The organism is Wolbachia endosymbiont of Drosophila simulans wHa (assembly GCF_000376605.1).
In the GTDB taxonomy this organism is placed as follows: Bacteria; Pseudomonadota; Alphaproteobacteria; order Rickettsiales; family Anaplasmataceae; genus Wolbachia; species Wolbachia pipientis.
Genome location: NC_021089.1, coordinates 799611 through 817977 on the forward strand (window position 1 = coordinate 799611; position 18367 = coordinate 817977).

The following is an 18367-nucleotide window of genomic DNA, read 5'->3' on the forward strand; positions in this document are numbered from 1 at the left end:
CGCGCTAACTTAAGGTAAATTGCCAACTTAACTATAAATATATTTTGGTAAATCCAAATTATTTTAGCTATAAGAGCGTTTTACTTTTTGCTCAGCATATCCATCATAACTGGCTTACTTTTAGTGATTCATGGAGTTAAAAAAGTCAGCATTGCTCTTTGTTAAAAGTAGTTTGTCACGTAAAAATTCCATTGCTTCAACGGGTCCCATAGGATTGAGTATCCTACGCACCACCCATATTTTATTTAGTATAGCCTTATCAACTAATAGCTCTTCCTTCCTTGTTCCGGATTTTGTAATATCAATAGCTGGAAATATACGTTTATCAGAAAGTTTTCTATCAAGTATGATCTCAGCATTTCCTGTACCTTTAAACTCTTCAAAAATAACTTCATCCATTTTTGAACCAGTCTCTATAAGAGCTGTGGCGATTATAGTTAAAGAACCCCCATTCTCAATATTACGAGCTGCTCCAAAAAAGCGTTTTGGTCTCTGCAGTGCGTTTGAATCTACACCACCAGTTAGAACTTTCCCAGACGAAGGAATAACCGCATTATAAGCACGTGCAAGTCTAGTAATATTGTCAAGTAGAATTACCACATCTTTTTTATGCTCAACCATTCTTTTAGCTTTTTCTATTACTATTTCAGCAAGCTGTACGTGACGGTAAGCAGGCTCATCGAACGTAGAACTTACTACCTCACCTTTTACAGAACGTATCATATCTGTTACTTCTTCAGGTCTTTCATCTATAAGTAACACTATTAATTCTACTTCAGGGTGATTTATAGCTATAGAGTTAGCCATTTGCTGAAGCAATACAGTTTTTCCTGTGCGAGGTGGAGCAACTACTAACGCTCTTTGCCCTTTTCCAAGAGGAGCTACTATATCTATAGCACGCATGCTTAAGCCTTTTTTATCATCACCATTATTACACTCAAGTACTATGCTTTCCTCAGGATAAAGAGGAAGCAAATTATCAAAATGGACGTACTTTCTTAATTCACTTACTTCAGTAGAGTTTATACTTTGAACCTTAGTTAAAGTAAAATATCTCTCTTTATCACCAGGTGGCCTTATTTCTCCATATGCCATATCTCCTGTACGTAAATTAAACTTCTTTATTTGCCCGTTAGAAATATAAACATCATCGGTACTTGGGGCATAATTTGCACTTGCTGAACGTAAGAAACCAAAACCATCAGGCAATATTTCCACTATTCCACTCCCTGTGGTTATGCCTCCTTCTTCACTCATTTTTTTCATTAAGCTGAATATTATTTCCTGCTTTAGCATTCTACCATTGCTTTTACCGTTAGTTGAAATTTTTCTTTCTTCAGCTAACTCTAACAATTCTTCTGCTGTTTTCTCTTTTAATTCGCTCAGATCTAATGTTTTTCTGTTTTTCTCAGTACCTTCATTGACCATCTGTTTTACTGTATCGTTATTGTAAATTTGCTCACTTTTTTCAGGTTGAGCTGTAACCTTTCCTTTTGCCAAAACATCTTCATTGATTGTTGTCATAATCCTCCAAAAATTTTAATTGATGCTTACTAACCTAAAATGTGACTATAAGATAATAAATTAGGCTGAGTTAGTTTCAGTGCGTATTAAGCTTAATTATCATTAAACCCCGTACTTTACTTACATTATACTAATAAACACTAGCAAGTCAAGTTAATTTAATGTTAACAAAGCACAAAAATTTGAGGATTTTCAATAGCTATTCTTTATATTTTTTTAACCTTTCTTGCTTCTCCTCTTCTACTTTTGCTTTTTCCACTTCTGCTTCTAAATTTTCTTGACTACATAAGCCGAGTAGTACAGGATCTTGGGGTTTTATATTTTGCATGTTATGATGAGATCCATCTCTTACCTGCTCAACTGTGTAATTTGTTGTACTAATTAATTTAGCTATAACGTTATTGTCCAAGATAGGAAATTTTTTTACTAAATAATAAATCGCATCAGGTTTATCTCTACGTCTTGCCGTAGAGGCAAAGCCAAGAATGCTACCAATCGCTTTACTCCTTTTTTTTATATTTTTTATAATCAAATTTGGTACACGATTTGGATTTTTTTTGCAATCATCGATTTCTTTTTCAGTAATTATTCCAGAAATAATAGGGTTATATTTTTCTACTCCTATTTCCTCATCAGCTATGTCTTGTACTTCTTCAAGGGCCAATCTGCAACATTGTGCTATTTGATTAAAAGTTAAACCAGTGTTGTCTACTAACCAAGCAGCTATTTGCACTAGAAACTGTTTATTTCTATCGTTATTGCCCTTAGAAGATTCCATTGACATCAAAAAAGCATCTCCCATTTAAAGTATCCCTTACTGTTATACAGAGCTAAAATATAAACTATTAAAACTAAAAAAGCATTAATTTTGTCATTCAATAACTTTTTGTTTGTCATTTCCCACCTCTTAAGTTAATTAAATGCGCTTACCTTTAAGCATATTTCAAACAAAATATTTCCCCTTCCTAAGGTATAGTATAACTCAGTTAAACATATGTTCCTATTTAAGATTAGAGAGTTAAATTTTAAGTTAATATATTGTAATATTATATATATTAGCTAATAAAGCAACAGGTTTACAAGCATTAAATTATCACTATTCTATAATTAATCATTAATTAACTGGGTTTAAAATGAATGTTAAAAATTTTTTCACTAAAGTAACCGTTGTCCTTTTAGCTTGCTTGTTAATCTTCATGGGAATTGGCAACCTTTTATCAGGTGATGATGAAAAAGAAGAGGTAGCTAGGGTTGGAAAAGAAGTTATAATGTCAGATGAGTATAAATCACTATATCAAAATTATGAAAAGCAAATTTCTGGATCTGATGCGAGTAGAGAACAAGTAAAAAAGCTGAAATATGATTTGCTTAACGCACTTATAGAGCAAAAACTATTGTTTAACCTAACTAGTGAGCTGGGGTTGACAGTTGGAGAAGAATCTATAAAAAACCATATTAAAAACACCAAATACTTTCAAAATGATAAAGGTGAATTTGACAAAAATAAATTCTATGAAACGCTAAATGACCTGCATATGACAGAGAAAGAGTATATAGCAAAGCTAGAGAAAGTCCTGCCTGCAATGATGTTCATGACTTCATTATTTAAAGATAATTATCCAGTAACTTTTGGCGAGAAAATTGATGAGCAGATATACAAAAGTCGCTACCAAACTAGAGTAGTTGATATTGTTAAAATAACTGAAGATGCAGTTACAAACATTCCTGAACCAGATGATCAAGCCTTACTTGATTTGTACGAAAGAAATAAATCCCATTTTTATTATCCTGAGTATCGAACTGCGCAATATATTTCCCTAGGCCAAAAGTATTTTGAAGATCAAATCAAGATCTCAGATGAAGAAGTTGATGGTATAATAGAACAACAAGAACTTAAAAATCAAAGAGATATATTCAATGCAATATTTTCTACCAAAGAAGAAGCTGAGACAGCAAGAAGAGCATTTGAGGAGGGTAAAACAAGCTTTGAACAGATAGTAGAAGAGTTTGGCAAAGCAAAACTTGAGGAAACTAGAGTAAATAATATAACTAAGGATTTTTTACCAGAAGACGTGAGAGAGAAGGTATTTGCTCTTAAAGTAGGTGAAGTAAGTGAAGTTTTAGCAAGCAGTTTTGGTTGGCACATAGTAAAAGTGGAAAGTGCGCATCAAATCTCTGATGAAGACTTAGTTGATTTAAAAAAAGACATAAAGTCAGTTCTAACTAACCAAAAGTCTTTTGAAAGAGTCAATGATTTCATAAACCAAGTGAACTATAAGATATACAATGGTTCAGAAATTGAAGAAATATTGAGTGAATATAATTTACCTATACAAACTATTGGTCCAGTAGATGCGAGTGGAAAAGATCAAAGCGGTAATAACGTAGGAGATTCTGGTGATTTGATTTCTTTCATTTTTTCGCGAGAAAAGGATCAGAAAGGTTATTTTAAGGGCGTTGGGGACGCCGTTGTTAGTGTAAAAATCGTCGATATCTTTCCACCCAAATTGCAAAGTTTTGAAGAAGGCAAGGCATTAGCGGTAGAGCTTTGGCGTAGTGAGTTTATAAAAGAAAGAATGTTTAAATTCGGGCAAGAGGTTGCAGTTCAACTAAGAGAAAAAACAGATTTGGAAGAAATTCAAGGTGTGGAATTAGTTAAAGGTCAGCAGATGCACCGCAATAAAGTGGATCAACAAAACTACCCCTTTTCTTTTGTAGAAGAGATTTTCAATATGAAAACAACTGGTTCAGTGACAGATCCTATTCAATACAATAATGAAATTATAATAGGTGTTCTAAAAGAAATGCATTCATCAAATGGCAAATTAAACACGCTTGACACCGGAAAACGTGTGATGATATCGCTAAAAGAGCAATTAATTAGCTATCTGGAATCAAAGTATAAAGTCGAAGTTAATCACGCTATACTTGATGATATATAATCAAAAATCTTATAAGCTGCTTCAAACGCATCCAGTGCCCAGACACACAACTGTACGAACATTGCGATTTGAGAGCAATCTTCACTAGAAAGGATGTCATCCCAGTGCCCAGACACTGGGATCCAGGAATTTTATTAAGTTGGTAAGCATAAAAGTAGCCGTTTTATGTTAAAATACAACGTTTTAATGATTAAAAAAAGGCTGGATTCCAGTGTCAAGCACTGGAATGACACCATTTGCTGTGCAATTTACCTTCAAAAATGAATGTTCGTATAGCTGTGCGCCCGGCACTGCCCTACATTATTGGTAATTATATATAAGGTGCAAAAGTTGTATAATTCATTTGACTTAAAACGGCTCATTGTATAAAATTGTGGCTAATATATGAATAAAGGTTAACATGGCAGTTAAAATAAGGTTGGCGAGGTTTGGCGCAAAGAAACGCCCTTTTTATAGGATAGTTGTAGCTGATTCACGAGCACCAAGAGATGGGCGTTTTATTGAGAAAATAGGACAATATGATCCAATGTTACCAAAAGACAATAAAAATCGTGTTGTGGTGAAAGCTGATAGATTAAAACATTGGCTAAGTGTAGGCGCGCAGGCAACTGAAAGAGTACTGTGGTTTATCAAAAAAGGCATAGTAACTTTAGAAACAGAACCAAAGAAAACAGAAAAGAAGAAAGTAGAGAACGAGAAAGCACAAGGGCAAGAGGCATAAGTCTCTTAAAATGCTAAATACTGATTTAACAAACAGCGATAAATTAGACGATATTGTATCTTCTGATTTGTCAGCTATGAATGACTTTGTCTTCAAAAATGTCAATGATGAAGATGCTAAGCTTGCTACTGATATTATATCTCATCTTGTTAGGTCAGGTGGAAAAAAAATAAGGCCTAAACTAGTTTTTATTATATGTAAAATGCTAAACTATTCTGGGGAGAATAGGATCAACGTTGCTGCATCGGTAGAGTTTATACACAATGCTACTTTACTTCATGATGATGTGCTCGATGAAAGTGAGGCACGCCATGGAGTTAAAACAGCGAATAAGATTTGGGGAAATAAATCAAGCATTTTAGTTGGTGATCTATTGTTGACTCTAGCATTTAGATGGCTTATAGAGTGTGGAAATTTAAATATTCTCTCTATTTTATCTAAAGCATCGCATTTACTTGTGAAGGGTGAAATAAAGCAGATGACAGCACGTTTTGACCCCCACACAGTCAGGGAAAATTATTTTGATATCATTGGAGAAAAGACAGCATCTTTATTTTCTGCATGCTGTGAAGCTGCATCAACAGTATCTGGCGCAACAAATGACGAAACAGAGAGGCTAAAGAATTTTGGTTTTAATTTTGGTATGGCATTTCAAATAGTTGATGATATGCTCGATTATACTGCTAATCAAGGCACTTCTGGAAAGCAAGTCGGAAAAGACTTTTTCGAAGGTAAAGTCACCTTACCTGCTATTATAGCATACGAAAAGGGCAGTCCAGCAGAGCAAAAATTCTGGGAAAAATGCTTTTCTTCAGCTAGACACAATTTTGACCAAGCATTACACTATATTAATCACCATAATGCCATTCAGCTTTCTATGGAAAAAGCTAGACACTACATTAATATGGCACAAAATGATATTAGTACTTTTTCTGATTCTTTTTATAAAACTACTTTAATTGACTTTTTAAATGCGAGCATAGAAAGACGAATGTAGCTGGCGCTTGATATTTTCGAATTAATTGCTATATATTTATTAGATTCTTAAGGGTAATAATATGTCAGATAGCAGTAAAGAGAAAAAGAAGAAGTTTGCTGATATGGTAAGTAGGCAGAAAGGTGACGACCAACAAAGTGATAACCATAAGCAGACTGATGATTTAAATGAAGATCTCAATACATTAAAAGAACGTGCAGCTCAGCTTGAAGATCATTTACGCCGTGCTGTTGCAGATAATGAAAACGTCAAACGTATAATGCAAAAGCAAATTAGCGATGCAAGTGACTACGCAGTCACAAAACTTGCACGTGATATGATCGACTCGTGCGACAATTTAAAAAGAGTAATGGAAATTTTGAAAGACGGTGATCCTGTTCATGAGGGGATTAAAGTAGCTTATCAAAAAATTATAAATGATCTAAAAAAACATGAAATAGAGGAAGTAGATCCACTTGGTGAGCTTTTTGATAGTAATTTACACCAAGCTGTTGTGGAAAGAGAAGACAATGAAAAAAAGCCTGGCACCATTGTAGAAGTACTACAAACTGGTTATACTATCAAAAATAGGTTGCTCCGTCCTGCAATGGTTATTCTTTCTAAGAAATCTGCTGATTGTGGAAGCGATTAGCATGAGGTAAATGTATAATGACAAGTATTGTCTTTTCAGGTATCCAGCCAAGTGGCGTACTACATTTAGGTAATTATCTTGGTGCAATCAAACAGTGGATAGACTTACAGGATAAATACAAATCTCTTTTTTGTATTGTCGACCTACACGCAATCACAGCAAATAAGCTTCCCGCAAGTGAATTAAAAAGTAATATTTTCAAAACAGCAGCAGCTTATATTGCATGCGGAATAGATACAGAAAAGTCCATTATTTTTAGTCAGTCCACAGTTAGTGGTCATGCAGAACTGGGCTGGCTGCTTGGATGCTATACACCAATTGGTTGGCTTAATCGCATGACTCAATTTAAAGATAAAGCTGGCAGCGATAAACAAAAAGCCTCTCTTGGATTATATAGTTATCCAGTACTTATGGCTGCAGATATATTGTTGTATCAAACTAAATACGTTCCTGTTGGTGATGATCAAAAACAGCATTTGGAGCTTGCACGTGATATTGCATCAGCTTTTAACAATCATTATAAGCTGGATTATTTCATCGTACCTGAAATCTTAACTTTGGATTGCACATCAAGGATAATGAGCTTAAGGGATGGCACAAGCAAGATGAGTAAATCTGATCCTTCAGAACATTCGTGCATTAACCTTGATGATACGGATGACTTAATTGTCAAAAAAATAGAAAAAGCAAAAACAGATTCAATTCTAGGCTTTGCTACTTTAAAGTGCCGACCAGAAATAAGCAATTTGATAAACATTTATTCAGTGCTTAGTAATGTAAATGCAGAAAAAGTATGTGAAGAAGTGAACAAACATGACATGAAGCACTTCAAAAAAGAGTTAGCTGATTTAATTATCAGTGTTATATCACCCATACGTGAGAAAATGAATGATCTTTTAAAAGACCAATTCCATTTACATGAAATATTAAAAAAAGGCACAAAGAAAGCAGCAGAAATTGCAACCCATAATATAAAAGAAATCAAGGATATTATTGGATTTGCTCAATATCTGTAAGGTTCCAAAGTGTGATGGTGCGAACCGTCATACCGCCGCGGTATCTCAGCCGCTAACACGTAGCGGGATGACGGTTTTTCAAATTGTCGGTAAATCTAAGTCAGTTTAGCTATAGGCAGCAATTTTCTGTATTTATTTTAAGTTGAAGAAAGCTCAAATGAAAAATCGTGTTTTGCTAAAAATCACAGAATGCAGTCTGGTTACAAAATTCTCTAATGGTCTTAAATAAAACTTCCAGTGAATGATTGTCAGACATATTGTGCTCTGCTGATTTTATTAAGTGTACTTCAACATCGGTTGACTTAATTTTTTCAGCTAAATTCAATGAAGTTTGATAAGGAACATCTTTATCATTAATGCTATGCAGCAAGCGCACAGGACAGTTTATATCTATTGTCTTTTTGTTTAAAAGAAGGTTCTTTCTGCCATCTTCGATCAAATTTTTAGTTATTTTGTATGTACAATGCTCTGAAGTAAAATCTATTACACCTTTAGAATCTAGTTCTTCTTTTTGCTTGCCTGACAATTGCTTGAATATCAAATCTTCAGTAAAATCGGGAGCAGACGATATACCAATTAGTGCTGCAATTTTTTCTGGAAATTGAAGGGCAGTGAGCAACATCAGCCATCCTCCCATACTTGAACCTATAATTATTTGTTTATCGCTAGTTAATTCACTCATTACTTTAGCACAATTTTTTTGCCAATCACTTATCGTGTAATCAATAAAATTACCACTTGAATGACCGTGACCAAAATAATCAAATAGCACAAGTGCTACGTCATTTTCTTGGCAAAATTTGTAAATAGCAGTTGCTTTAGTTCCATCCATATTGGATGCAAATCCACCGAAAAAAACTACAGAAGCTTTCTTTCCTTGTAGCTTTCGATATGCTATGTGACCATTATTTCCATCAAACAATTTACAATAATCCATACTACTTTGGCAAAGCAACCGGGCTATCACTCAATTGATGCAAATAACTAACTAGATCTGCAATTTCTTGTGGATTGGAAATACCTGCAAATGCCATACGTGTACCTTTTATATAGGCTTTTGGGTTCTTTAAAAAGGCAAATAGCTCCTCATACCCCCATTTTCCACCTCTGTCAAGCACTGCTTTTGAGTAATTGAATGAGTTACCAAGATGGGCCTTTTTATTTCCAACTATGTTCCATAAGTTTGGTCCTACTTTATTCATTCCACCTTTCTCAAAACTATGGCAGGCTATACATTTTTTTGCTGCTGATTTACCTTTCTCAAAGCTAGCATTCTGCATGAGCGCTCCAATATCAAGCGCCACTTGCTCGATTTTTTGCTGGAACTCATTGCTGCCAGCAGCTACTATCGTTTGGTGTTCAATCTTATATTCTTCTGGACTGTAAAGCATATCAACTACATTACTAACTATCATAATGATTAGCCCAGAAAGTAAAATCGATGCTGCAATCTTATTAAGCTCCATAGTTAATTTTTATTAAGTAATGTTACTTAAATTATGCGAATATTTTCGCAAATAGCAACCAATTACCTTGAAGCTCGCTAAAGATGAGAGTCTCTATAGCTGACCCAAGAAAGGTTTTCTTACGTCCATACCGCCGCGAACCGTCATACCGCGATTCATTCGCGGTATCTCAGCCGCTAACAAGAGATCCCGCTAACAAGTAGCGGGATGACGAGGTTCACTGCCATTAAGTTAAGGAAAGAATGGTTAAAAACTGAACTAAAAAGTCAGAAATAATTAAGGATTTATGACAAATGCTGAAACAGAATAGAGTAAACTTTAAAGCAGATAAACTCTGAAGTGTAAATTACTTAAGAAATAGTTTGTTTAGAAGTCATTTTACAGGAGCTATGGCAATAAGCTACCCAGTTATTATCAGAAGATATGAATACTACCTCTAGTCAAAATATGTGTTTTCTAACCCTTTTTTGGTAATTGAACGAACGAAGATAAGGTACCTTATGACGATCAACTTTCCTTCCCTTTCTTACCGCCAAAGTGTTCATCAAAAATAGCTTTGATAATTGATCCATAATGCAGTCAGTATCTGATTCCGTAGCAAAAATGTCGAAAGCCAAGTTTTTGATCGCGTTAAATGAGACAGATTTGTTAATGCTCCTCTTAAGCTTATCATCGGTTAAGTCCATATTCAACGCTTCTTCTACATCTTCTGTCATAACACTTTCTAGGTTGCTAATAAAGATAGCTGACCAAAAATCCTGTTTAACAGACTCAACACTTTTTCCTGTAAAATTTTCTAGACTTAGTCTTCCTTTGAGTTTTGCAAAAAATGTCTCAACTCCCCAGCGTAAAAAATATAACTCCTTAAATCCTCCAGTTTGAAACTTTTGTTCATCCATTAATGATGTAGCTAACACTTCAATTTCACCAGATGGCAGTACCACTTTGAAGCGTTATTCCACTATTTTCTTGTTTTATCTTACGCTGAGCACATATGGTAACCTCAACACTAGATGGGCTTTTTTCTTCAAACATAGCATTCACTTCATTAAAAGATGATCTGGGACATCGAATGACATAAGCAATTTTTCTTTTTGTAAGGCTAGAAAGAAATTTATAAGATAAATATACAAATCAGTAAGTCATTAGTATTTACAACTTTAAGCATTTCATCTGCTAAGTTAATTTCATGAGTGTTACCTCTATCTAACACTGACCTTATGGCAACATTATTTAGCACATCTTAACAAACCGCAAAGGTTGCACTTGCATAATCACCTAAATCTTTTGGTTTTTGGTTACGTATTTTTCTTGAGCCAAATTCATTTTTTATTTCAACGCTTGTTGGTAAAATGATTTTGGAGGCATCAAGAGCTAACACTCTAAAGCCAAAACAAGTTTTAAATTTTTGGTCTTGGTAGTACAAGGAAACCACACCTTCGTTAATTTCTGAAAATGCACTGTGTTTCATTTTTTTTCTTGCTTGACTAAAAGCACTAGCAGTAACGGTATAGTCTTTTTTCCTATATAAAATAAATTCGTTTAGTATTACTTGCAGCGACTTTACACTTTTTCTTAAAATTAAGATAAATATGTCAATAAAAGATAACTTCCTCTTTCTCATAAAATCTTTTGAAGATGATTTATGGGATTCTATAAATTCTAGACTTGCCAATTCATTTTGAATAAATTTTATTACTGCCTTTTTTACTCATACTACCTTTAAACTTATTGGTATACATCATTATCCCATAAAATCTATCTTTTTTCCTTAACTTAATGGCAGTGAGACGAGGTTATCGTCATGCCGCCACGAACCGTCATACCGCGATTCATTCGCGGTATCTCTTAGCCGCTAACAAGTAGCTGGATGACGATTGTCAGGGTGTAATCCCAGTGTCCCTATGATGTCATCCCAGTGCCTTGACTACTTGGATCCAGAAAACTTAACTTTAAATAAGTGGCTGCATAATAAAGACTAGATTCCAGTATCAGCTACTTGCATGACACTATTTGTTGTAAACTCACTTTTACTCTATGGTTATCTTTTTATACTACCTTGTCTACCTTATTTTACCGCTTTCCTAAACGGATACAACTTGGAGCTATTTTGCCTTTTTTCTATGCAAGAAGTCTATTGTATAGCTATTGCCGGTTGTATATTACTTATAGTTTATCTATTCAAATTTTGACTTTATTTTTCATAATTAATTATTGACACTGTTGATAATCTAGTTATTATTAATATTCTAGTGGTTAATGAGGTAAAAAATGTCTACATCTAACCTTAAAATTTCGATTGCTGCTTTATCATTATGTGTATCTGCCGTTGCAATTTATATACATCTCCCTTATGTTATTGCAGCAGTTTCTGGTTCTGGTGCCATTGCAGCAGTTCCTTTAGCAATCTTTGCTGTTTCTGTGGTTGTTGCATTGGCTTCAGTAGCATATCTTATTAAACTTGCCGTTTCTAGAGATGATAATAAGAAAGAAGCAGGTCTTAATGGACAGGAATTTGGCCATACTGCATCTCAAGAACCATAAAAATCTGCGTGTAAAAATTGTAATAATCTGGACAGTGAACTAATTAGAAAAGGATTGTCTGTTAAGCAAGATAGTGGATCACAGACGGAAGTGAGAAGTTCGGAACATGTTCCGAACCTTACTCCTCAACAACCTCCGCTAACACTTGGTACAGCAATTCCTCAAAATAATAATGCACCTCCGCCACCACCTCCAAGTTCAAATGGAACTTCTTCATCAAAGAATGCTAGTAGTCCTAGTGATCCTGACGTTAAACCTGACATGAGCGCTGTATTTAATAAAATAACACAACAAAAACCAAATCTCATGAGCAAGGAAGAGCGTGATAAGAAGTTAAAGGAACAGGCAGCAAAGAAGTCAAGCAATAAAGGAGGTGGGCAACAAGAAAAAAATGAAGATCTTATGGCTGATTTGAGTAAAGCACTTCAGAAACGAAGGGCAGGCGTTAATGGAAAGCAAGGGAGCGACGTACAACAGCCAAGTCACCTGGGCAGGGCATTCAGTAAAGTGTTAGCTATGATCCCACCACCACGGAGTCGTAGTAGTAGTGTATCAAGTGATAGTAGTAATGTATCTGATGATGAAAATTGGGAGACACATACGCGTCAAGTTAAGGAATGTAGAGAGCTTAAAGTAGATACCCTGGTCTTCCTATATCTGTCTTTCAAAGAAAACTTTGACCAGATTATAGTAAGCTTTTTTAGAAAAATTTTTAAATTATTGACAATATTGTTTAATATCAAAAAGAGCTCTCTAACCCGCCTTTTCAATTCAATAAATGCCTTTGTTAAACTGAGCTCCGTGTTCTTTTTTAGTTTTACACAGCCAATCATTCCGTGAAATACGAGAATAGCACATAATTTTGCGTATAGCTCGCACAATACTCTAAATGGATTTGTCTTTCCTTTTAGTTTATCAAGATTGATATGACTTTTATATAGTTTAAATAGTAATTCGATTTGCCATCTTACTCTATAAACCGTCAATATTTGTTCAGCATTAATTTTACTCTCTGGAACATTAGTTATAAATATTGACCAATCTAATAACTTTTGATTCTTTTGAGAAGATGTATATCCATGTGACTTTGCTAATTTATTAGCCTTTCTTCTTCTAGCCATAGACTGTTCTTCAGTTAGCTTTTGACATATAATTCTTACCTTAATTTTTACTTCCTTTCCTAATAATACTTCTTTTTCTGAAGATAATTGACCTTCCAAATACTCCAATAGCTCTATTTTTTGATTTGTTTCTATATCATATATATTGGTATCAGACTTATAACGACTAACAAAATATGCACCTGCTTCATCAATCTGTTTAAAAGAACTAGGCACAAAGTAGCCCAAGTCAAATATTAGCAAATCATTGGCTGATAAACCGTTCAGATAATCCCTATAACCTTGATCCGACCTTATTCCTTCCATAAAATTTAACTTATCTAGCGCTTGATTCAGGTAATCAAAGACTAACTGTAGCTTTATTCCTGATTTGGTATTATTCTCACAATCTCTATAGCTACTGCCATATCCTTTGTACATATCTTCCATGCTACTGGGCAGGCTAATGTAGCTGCTATCCAATAATTTAACGCTTCCAAATTGCTGTAAAATTTTGCAATCAATCTGTAGACTTTTTTTAAATAAACACAAAGCTTCGTTATACATTTTTTTCATGAACTCAACTGCTTCTTCACTAAACCTAAAATCTAAACCCTGTTTTGTAATTTCTATCGAGTCTTCATTTAGCAATTGGCACATTGTTTCTATGCTGCAATCATCAACTCCTATGTTACCAAAAACCATAGCTTTTATGAATGATGAGCCATTAAGTTTTCTCTTTCTTTTTATAAAACCTACTGCAATTGATATTTCGTCTGCTTTTTCATTAAAGAATTCATTGAGGTCTTTTGATAAGCAAGCTATTCTGTCCATTGTAAGTTCTCTCATTCATATATCCAAGAGAATTTATACCTTATTATTTTCCTTCACTCTATCAACTTTACTTACACTTTTCCTTAACTTGACGCGTATGGTTTATTTAACACTCCCTCACATTCTGCGCCAAAGGCAGATAAACCACTGATATCGCCTAAGCCTGTTAATTTAAAAACGAAACCTGAAGCTCTTCCTGCAACAACAGTGACTAATGAAGCAGGAAAGCTACCAGCTTCTTCTGTTAAGGACCGTTGTAAAATGTTTGGTGGAGCGGCTACTAAATTTGAGAGGGGATCGGTATTAGTACGTTAAGGAAAGCACCACACACTTCCCTTCTTTTTCAAAATAAGTTTACCTATAGATCTGATTGTATTAAGATTGTTTAATACAATCAGATCTATTATATGCGTTTATCCAAGTATTACTTACCAACTCTAAAGGAAAAGCCTGCTCATGCTAAAATTATCTCCCATCAATATTCTTTACGTGCAGGTTTAATAAAGCAGATAGCATCTGGCATTTATTCCTGGTTACCACTTGGTCTCTTAGTGCTTAAAAATATTGAAGACATTATCAGAGATGAAATGAACAAATCCGGTGCTATTGAAGTGTTGATGCCTTGTGTCCAACCAGCAAATCTTTGGCGAGAATCAGGGCGTTACGATGATTACGGTAAGGAAATGTTACGTATAAGGGATAGGCATGAGGAAGACATGCTTTTTGGTCCAACGCACGAGGAGGTGGCAACTGATCTAATTAGAGATATGGTAAAAAGTTACAAAGATTTGCCACTTTGTTTATACCAAATTCAATGGAAGTTTCGTGATGAGGTAAGACCACGTTATGGCGTTATGAGGGGCAGGGAATTTTTGATGAAGGATGCATATAGCTTCGATGTAGATTACGAAGGTGCACTGAATTCATATAATTTGATGTACAAAACTTACATAAAAATCTTCAAACGCATGGGACTTACCCCAATTGGAGTTCGAGCTGATACGGGGCCAATTGGAGGAAATTTGAGCCACGAGTTTCATATATTGGCAAACACTGGTGAAAGCACTTTATATTACGACAACAAATTTTCTGAGTTGCTAGAAAGCGAAGATGTTGAAAGTTTGAAGAGTATATACGCAGTTGCAGATGATATGCATGATCCTGAGACTTGCCCTATATCACAAGAGCAGTTAAATGTTAGTAAAGGTATTGAAATAGGGCATATTTTTTATTTTGGCGACAAATACTCAAAGCCTATGAAGGCAAGTGTTACTTCTCAAGATGGAAAAAATGTCAATATACATATGGGTTCGTATGGCATTGGAGTTTCAAGGCTTGTCGGTGCAATAATAGAAGCTTTTCATGATGATAAAGGAATTATCTGGCCAGAATCGGTGGCTCCTTTCAGAATTGGTTTAATCAATTTACAAACGAAAGTAACGGAGGCTGCAGATAAAATATACAAAGCTTTGAAGAGCGATGAAGTGCTTTACGATGACACGGAAGGAAGTGTAGGAGTAAAATTTTCTAGAATGGATCTGATAGGCTTGCCGTGGCAAATAATTGTCGGAAAAAAGGCAATAGATGAAAAGATAGTTGAAGTAAAAAATAGAGCAACTGGAGAGGTAAAGGAAATGCAGATTGAGGAAGCAATAAATCACTTTAGCACAAAATGATACACGGTATCGGCACTGACATAGTATATATACCAAGAGTATCGAGGATATTACAAAAATACGGGGAAAAATTTCTCAATAGAATCTACACTGAGAAAGAAATAGAGCTAAGTAGAAAGTATAATAGTCAAGAAATGCGAGCAAGGTATTTCGCTAAGCGTTTTGCGGCAAAGGAGGCTTTTGTTAAAGCACGAGGTAGTGGTCAGGGTATTATAATGAAAGATATAGAAATATACAATGATGTAAGAGGCAAGCCATATCTTACCGTTAGCAAGGATTTTATCTCCAAAATTCATCTTTCTCTGAGTGACGATGGAGATTACGCTACTGCATTTGTTGTAATTTGCGTCTAGCAGATATTGTTTCAATTTATGCAGTTGACTTTATGCTATCTATATAGCTAAACCGACTTACAACAATTTGAAAAACCGTCATTCCGCTACTAGTTAGCGGAATCTATGCTGAGATACCGCGGCGGTATGACGGTTCGCGGTGGCATGACGATAAGCTCGTCATCCCGCTACTAGTTAGCGGATGAGATACCGCGAATGAATCGCGGTATGACGTAACGACAAATTCGTCATCCCGCTACGTGTTAGCGGGATCTAGAGATACCGCGGCAGTATAGCTATAGCATATGCAACAACTAAAAAAACATAGCAGTTTTTCTATGATTTTAGTATAATTCTAGCTTTACCTAAACAAAAAATTTAATGGACTATATCTTAATGTATCTTTCCTTACCATTTTCAATTACTGAGAATTATTTATTAATTACTGCGTTGATTCCACTTTTAAGTGCGTTAGTTATTTTTTTTACTGGTAAATGGCCCGGAGTGAACAATAGTATTACTGTCACTTCTTCTGTACTTCTGTTTACGTATACGTGTCTGTGCACTTTATATTGGGTGTATGGTGATCATTCTCAATTTATCCTCATGGATTTTGGTAATAATTTGCACATTAGTTTAAAGCTAGAGTCTACCGGAGTAATATTCAGTTTATTAATATCGTTTTTATGGGTGCTGACCAGTATATATGCAATATGTTATATGCAGAATAACTATGCTGATAGCAATCACTCAAGTTTTCTATGCTTTTTTTCAATATCAATTAGCTGTGCAATGTTTATTGCTTTTTCTGGAGATTTGCTCACTACATTTGTCTTTTATGAGCTTCTAACTATTAGTACATACCCTCTGGTTACTTACAACTCAACAAATGAATCAATGATTGCAGGGCGCTATTACTTTGGCGTGCTATTTTTCTCTTCTTTGGTATTGTTTTTTCCTGCAATAGGCCTTTTATATAATGAATTTCATACTTTAGACTTTGTAAGTGGTGGAATATTCAAATTTGATACTTCACTCATCACTTTCATTGCAGTGTGTTTTGCTATGCTGATTTACGGAATAGGAAAAGCTGCATTAATGCCAATGCATTTTTGGTTACCAAAAGCAATGGTTGCACCAACTCCTGTAAGCGCACTACTGCATGCTGTTGCTGTTGTGAAATCCGGAGTTTTCATCATCATAAAAGTTATATTATACACTTTCGGTATCGGTAACATGCAACGTTTTGCGCAGCAAAGTTGGTTTGCTGGAGGGTGGCTTCCGTACGCTGCTGGATTTACTATTATTACTGCATCATTGATTGCATTAAAGCAAAAAGAATTAAAAAAATTGCTTGCTTACTCTACCATCTCTCAATTGTCGTATATTATATTATTCGCTTCAATTTTTAGTGAGCTCAGCATGAGGGTTGCAATTTTCCAATTAGTTTGCCACGCATTTGCAAAAATCACTTTGTTTTTCGTTGCAGGAGCAATAATAACAAGAGCAGGTGAGAAGTATATAGATAAGATTTACGGTATAGGACGCAGTATGCCAATTAGCATGACAGCATTTGCTATAGGTGCGTTGTCTATGATAGGGGTGCCGCCTGCTCCGACTTTTTGGGGTAAATTTCTCATTTTTCAAGCTGTTTTCAACTCTGGCAATGTAATACTTTCTGTGTTTGTAACTCTAGTGTTAATTGTTAGTACTATACTCAACGCTCTGTACTTTTTACCGATAATTTACAACGCCTTTTTCTTAAAACCTTCTCAGAATTACTTTATTAAAAAAACACCAATTCTTCTAGTTTTACCTCCAGTTATTACTGCTACATGCACTTTGGTTATTTTTTTTAGCTACCAAGTAATATTTTAAAATCTGTATTTATAACCATTAACAATAAATTTAAATGGTATTATACCAGCCAGAGTTGCTTTTATATTCGACAAAGTGAAGCTAATCTCCACAGTATCCTCCTTATTTTGCTCGGTTGTAAAAACTACAGTAGCATTTCCAGCAAATGTAACTAGGTCCTTGGTCGATCGGTCAATAGATAATGTTATTACGTTTATGTTGGTAATTTTTCTTTTGGATGAAACAGCTTCATTATTCGTTTTTTCCTGAAAGCCTTGATGGATTTTATGTATAGAATTGTTTCTTATAAAATTTTCTTGGTACTTCGGTTCAACGGTCTTAATGGACTCGTATACTTCAATGTATTTACTTATTAAGTACCTCGCTGTGGAAGTGTATTCATCTTCCTTTTTACTGAAACTAAGCTTATGCATTGCAGAGAACTCATCTTCTGTGTGGTTCATATACTTCACAAAATTTAAATCTTTTTTAACAGGAAATAACAGGTATATGTTTAATGTTAATAAACATAAGCATACTAGGAGAAGCGATACTATTAATGCCATCCAAGATCTTTCTGCTACACAAAACAGATACCTATGGCAGTACCATTCGACTGCTTTACTGAAATAACTTTTGTTTTTTACTGATTCAAGCAATTTATCTTCCATAACACAATACTACCAGACCTAATCGGATCATTATAATAACAATAAGCTTAGATACT

15 protein-coding genes and 1 pseudogene are annotated in these 18367 nt (G+C 34.8%); 9 read left to right on the forward strand and 7 right to left on the reverse strand.

Annotation, left to right across the window (positions count from 1 at the left end; all coding sequences use genetic code 11):
- Positions 1–120 precede the first annotated feature (120 nt).
- Positions 121–1524, reverse strand: coding sequence for a transcription termination factor Rho (gene rho / locus WHA_RS03605; protein WP_007549497.1), 1404 nt, complete (start codon positions 1522–1524; stop codon positions 121–123).
- Between the two features lie 199 nt (positions 1525–1723).
- Complete coding sequence (locus tag WHA_RS03610; RefSeq protein ID WP_015589206.1) at positions 1724–2326, reverse strand: cell cycle transcriptional regulator TrcR; 603 nt, start codon at positions 2324–2326, stop codon at positions 1724–1726.
- 331 nt (positions 2327–2657) lie between these two features.
- Here WHA_RS03610 and WHA_RS03615 point away from each other — a divergent pair, with 331 nt between their 5' ends.
- The 5 genes from WHA_RS03615 (at position 2658) to trpS (ending at position 7831) form a co-directional block, all read left to right on the forward strand.
- Positions 2658–4466: a peptidylprolyl isomerase gene (locus WHA_RS03615; RefSeq protein ID WP_015589207.1), complete on the forward strand. Its 1809-nt coding sequence runs from the start codon at positions 2658–2660 to the stop codon at positions 4464–4466.
- A gap of 400 nt (positions 4467–4866) precedes the next feature.
- On the forward strand, positions 4867–5187 hold the full coding sequence (gene rpsP / locus WHA_RS03620; protein WP_006279266.1) for a 30S ribosomal protein S16: 321 nt from the start codon (positions 4867–4869) through the stop codon (positions 5185–5187).
- A gap of 10 nt (positions 5188–5197) precedes the next feature.
- Positions 5198–6184 (forward strand): polyprenyl synthetase family protein, encoded by a 987-nt coding sequence (locus WHA_RS03625; protein ID WP_015589208.1) that lies wholly within the window; start codon positions 5198–5200, stop codon positions 6182–6184.
- A 61-nt stretch (positions 6185–6245) separates the two neighbouring features.
- Entirely contained in the window at positions 6246–6815 is a 570-nt protein-coding gene (locus WHA_RS03630; RefSeq protein WP_015589209.1) for a nucleotide exchange factor GrpE, read from the forward strand.
- 17 nt (positions 6816–6832) lie between these two features.
- A complete protein-coding gene (gene trpS / locus WHA_RS03635; RefSeq protein ID WP_006280207.1) occupies positions 6833–7831 on the forward strand; it encodes a tryptophan--tRNA ligase in 999 nt (332 codons plus the stop codon).
- Positions 7832–8006: 175 nt separating this feature from the next.
- Here trpS and WHA_RS03640 read toward each other — a convergent pair whose 3' ends face one another.
- The 3 genes and pseudogenes from WHA_RS03640 to WHA_RS06450 all read right to left on the reverse strand — a co-directional run bounded on the left by WHA_RS03640 (position 8007) and on the right by WHA_RS06450 (position 10993).
- On the reverse strand, positions 8007–8768 hold the full coding sequence (locus tag WHA_RS03640; protein WP_012673268.1) for an alpha/beta hydrolase: 762 nt from the start codon (positions 8766–8768) through the stop codon (positions 8007–8009).
- 1 nt (position 8769) lies between these two features.
- Entirely contained in the window at positions 8770–9297 is a 528-nt protein-coding gene (locus WHA_RS03645) for a c-type cytochrome (RefSeq protein WP_015589210.1), read from the reverse strand.
- 440 nt (positions 9298–9737) lie between these two features.
- Positions 9738–10993, reverse strand: a pseudogene (locus WHA_RS06450) (IS4 family transposase).
- A gap of 575 nt (positions 10994–11568) precedes the next feature.
- Between WHA_RS06450 and WHA_RS07065 the strand changes: the two are divergent.
- Positions 11569–11841 carry a hypothetical protein gene (locus WHA_RS07065; RefSeq protein WP_051062215.1) on the forward strand — a complete coding sequence of 91 codons (273 nt, stop codon included), beginning with the start codon at positions 11569–11571 and terminating at the stop codon, positions 11839–11841.
- A gap of 605 nt (positions 11842–12446) precedes the next feature.
- On the opposite strand, the gene WHA_RS03665 is transcribed toward WHA_RS07065, so the two are convergent.
- A complete protein-coding gene (locus WHA_RS03665; protein WP_041573564.1) occupies positions 12447–13775 on the reverse strand; it encodes an IS4-like element ISWosp9 family transposase in 1329 nt (442 codons plus the stop codon).
- Between the two features lie 407 nt (positions 13776–14182).
- On the opposite strand from WHA_RS03665, the gene proS reads away from it, so the two are divergent.
- The 3 genes from proS to WHA_RS03680 all read left to right on the forward strand — a co-directional run bounded on the left by proS (position 14183) and on the right by WHA_RS03680 (position 17661).
- On the forward strand, positions 14183–15451 hold the full coding sequence (proS, locus tag WHA_RS03670; RefSeq protein ID WP_015589211.1) for a proline--tRNA ligase: 1269 nt from the start codon (positions 14183–14185) through the stop codon (positions 15449–15451).
- Complete coding sequence (locus tag WHA_RS03675; protein ID WP_007549151.1) at positions 15448–15804, forward strand: holo-[acyl-carrier-protein] synthase; 357 nt, start codon at positions 15448–15450, stop codon at positions 15802–15804. Before proS ends, WHA_RS03675 begins: the two co-directional genes overlap by 4 nt.
- Positions 15805–16164: 360 nt before the next feature.
- On the forward strand, positions 16165–17661 hold the full coding sequence (locus WHA_RS03680) for a proton-conducting transporter transmembrane domain-containing protein (protein WP_041573531.1): 1497 nt from the start codon (positions 16165–16167) through the stop codon (positions 17659–17661).
- On the opposite strand, the gene WHA_RS03685 is transcribed toward WHA_RS03680, so the two are convergent.
- Positions 17658–18311, reverse strand: coding sequence for a type IV secretion system protein VirB8 (locus tag WHA_RS03685; protein WP_015589213.1), 654 nt, complete (start codon positions 18309–18311; stop codon positions 17658–17660). The genes WHA_RS03680 and WHA_RS03685 overlap by 4 nt on opposite strands.
- Positions 18312–18367 lie beyond the last annotated feature (56 nt).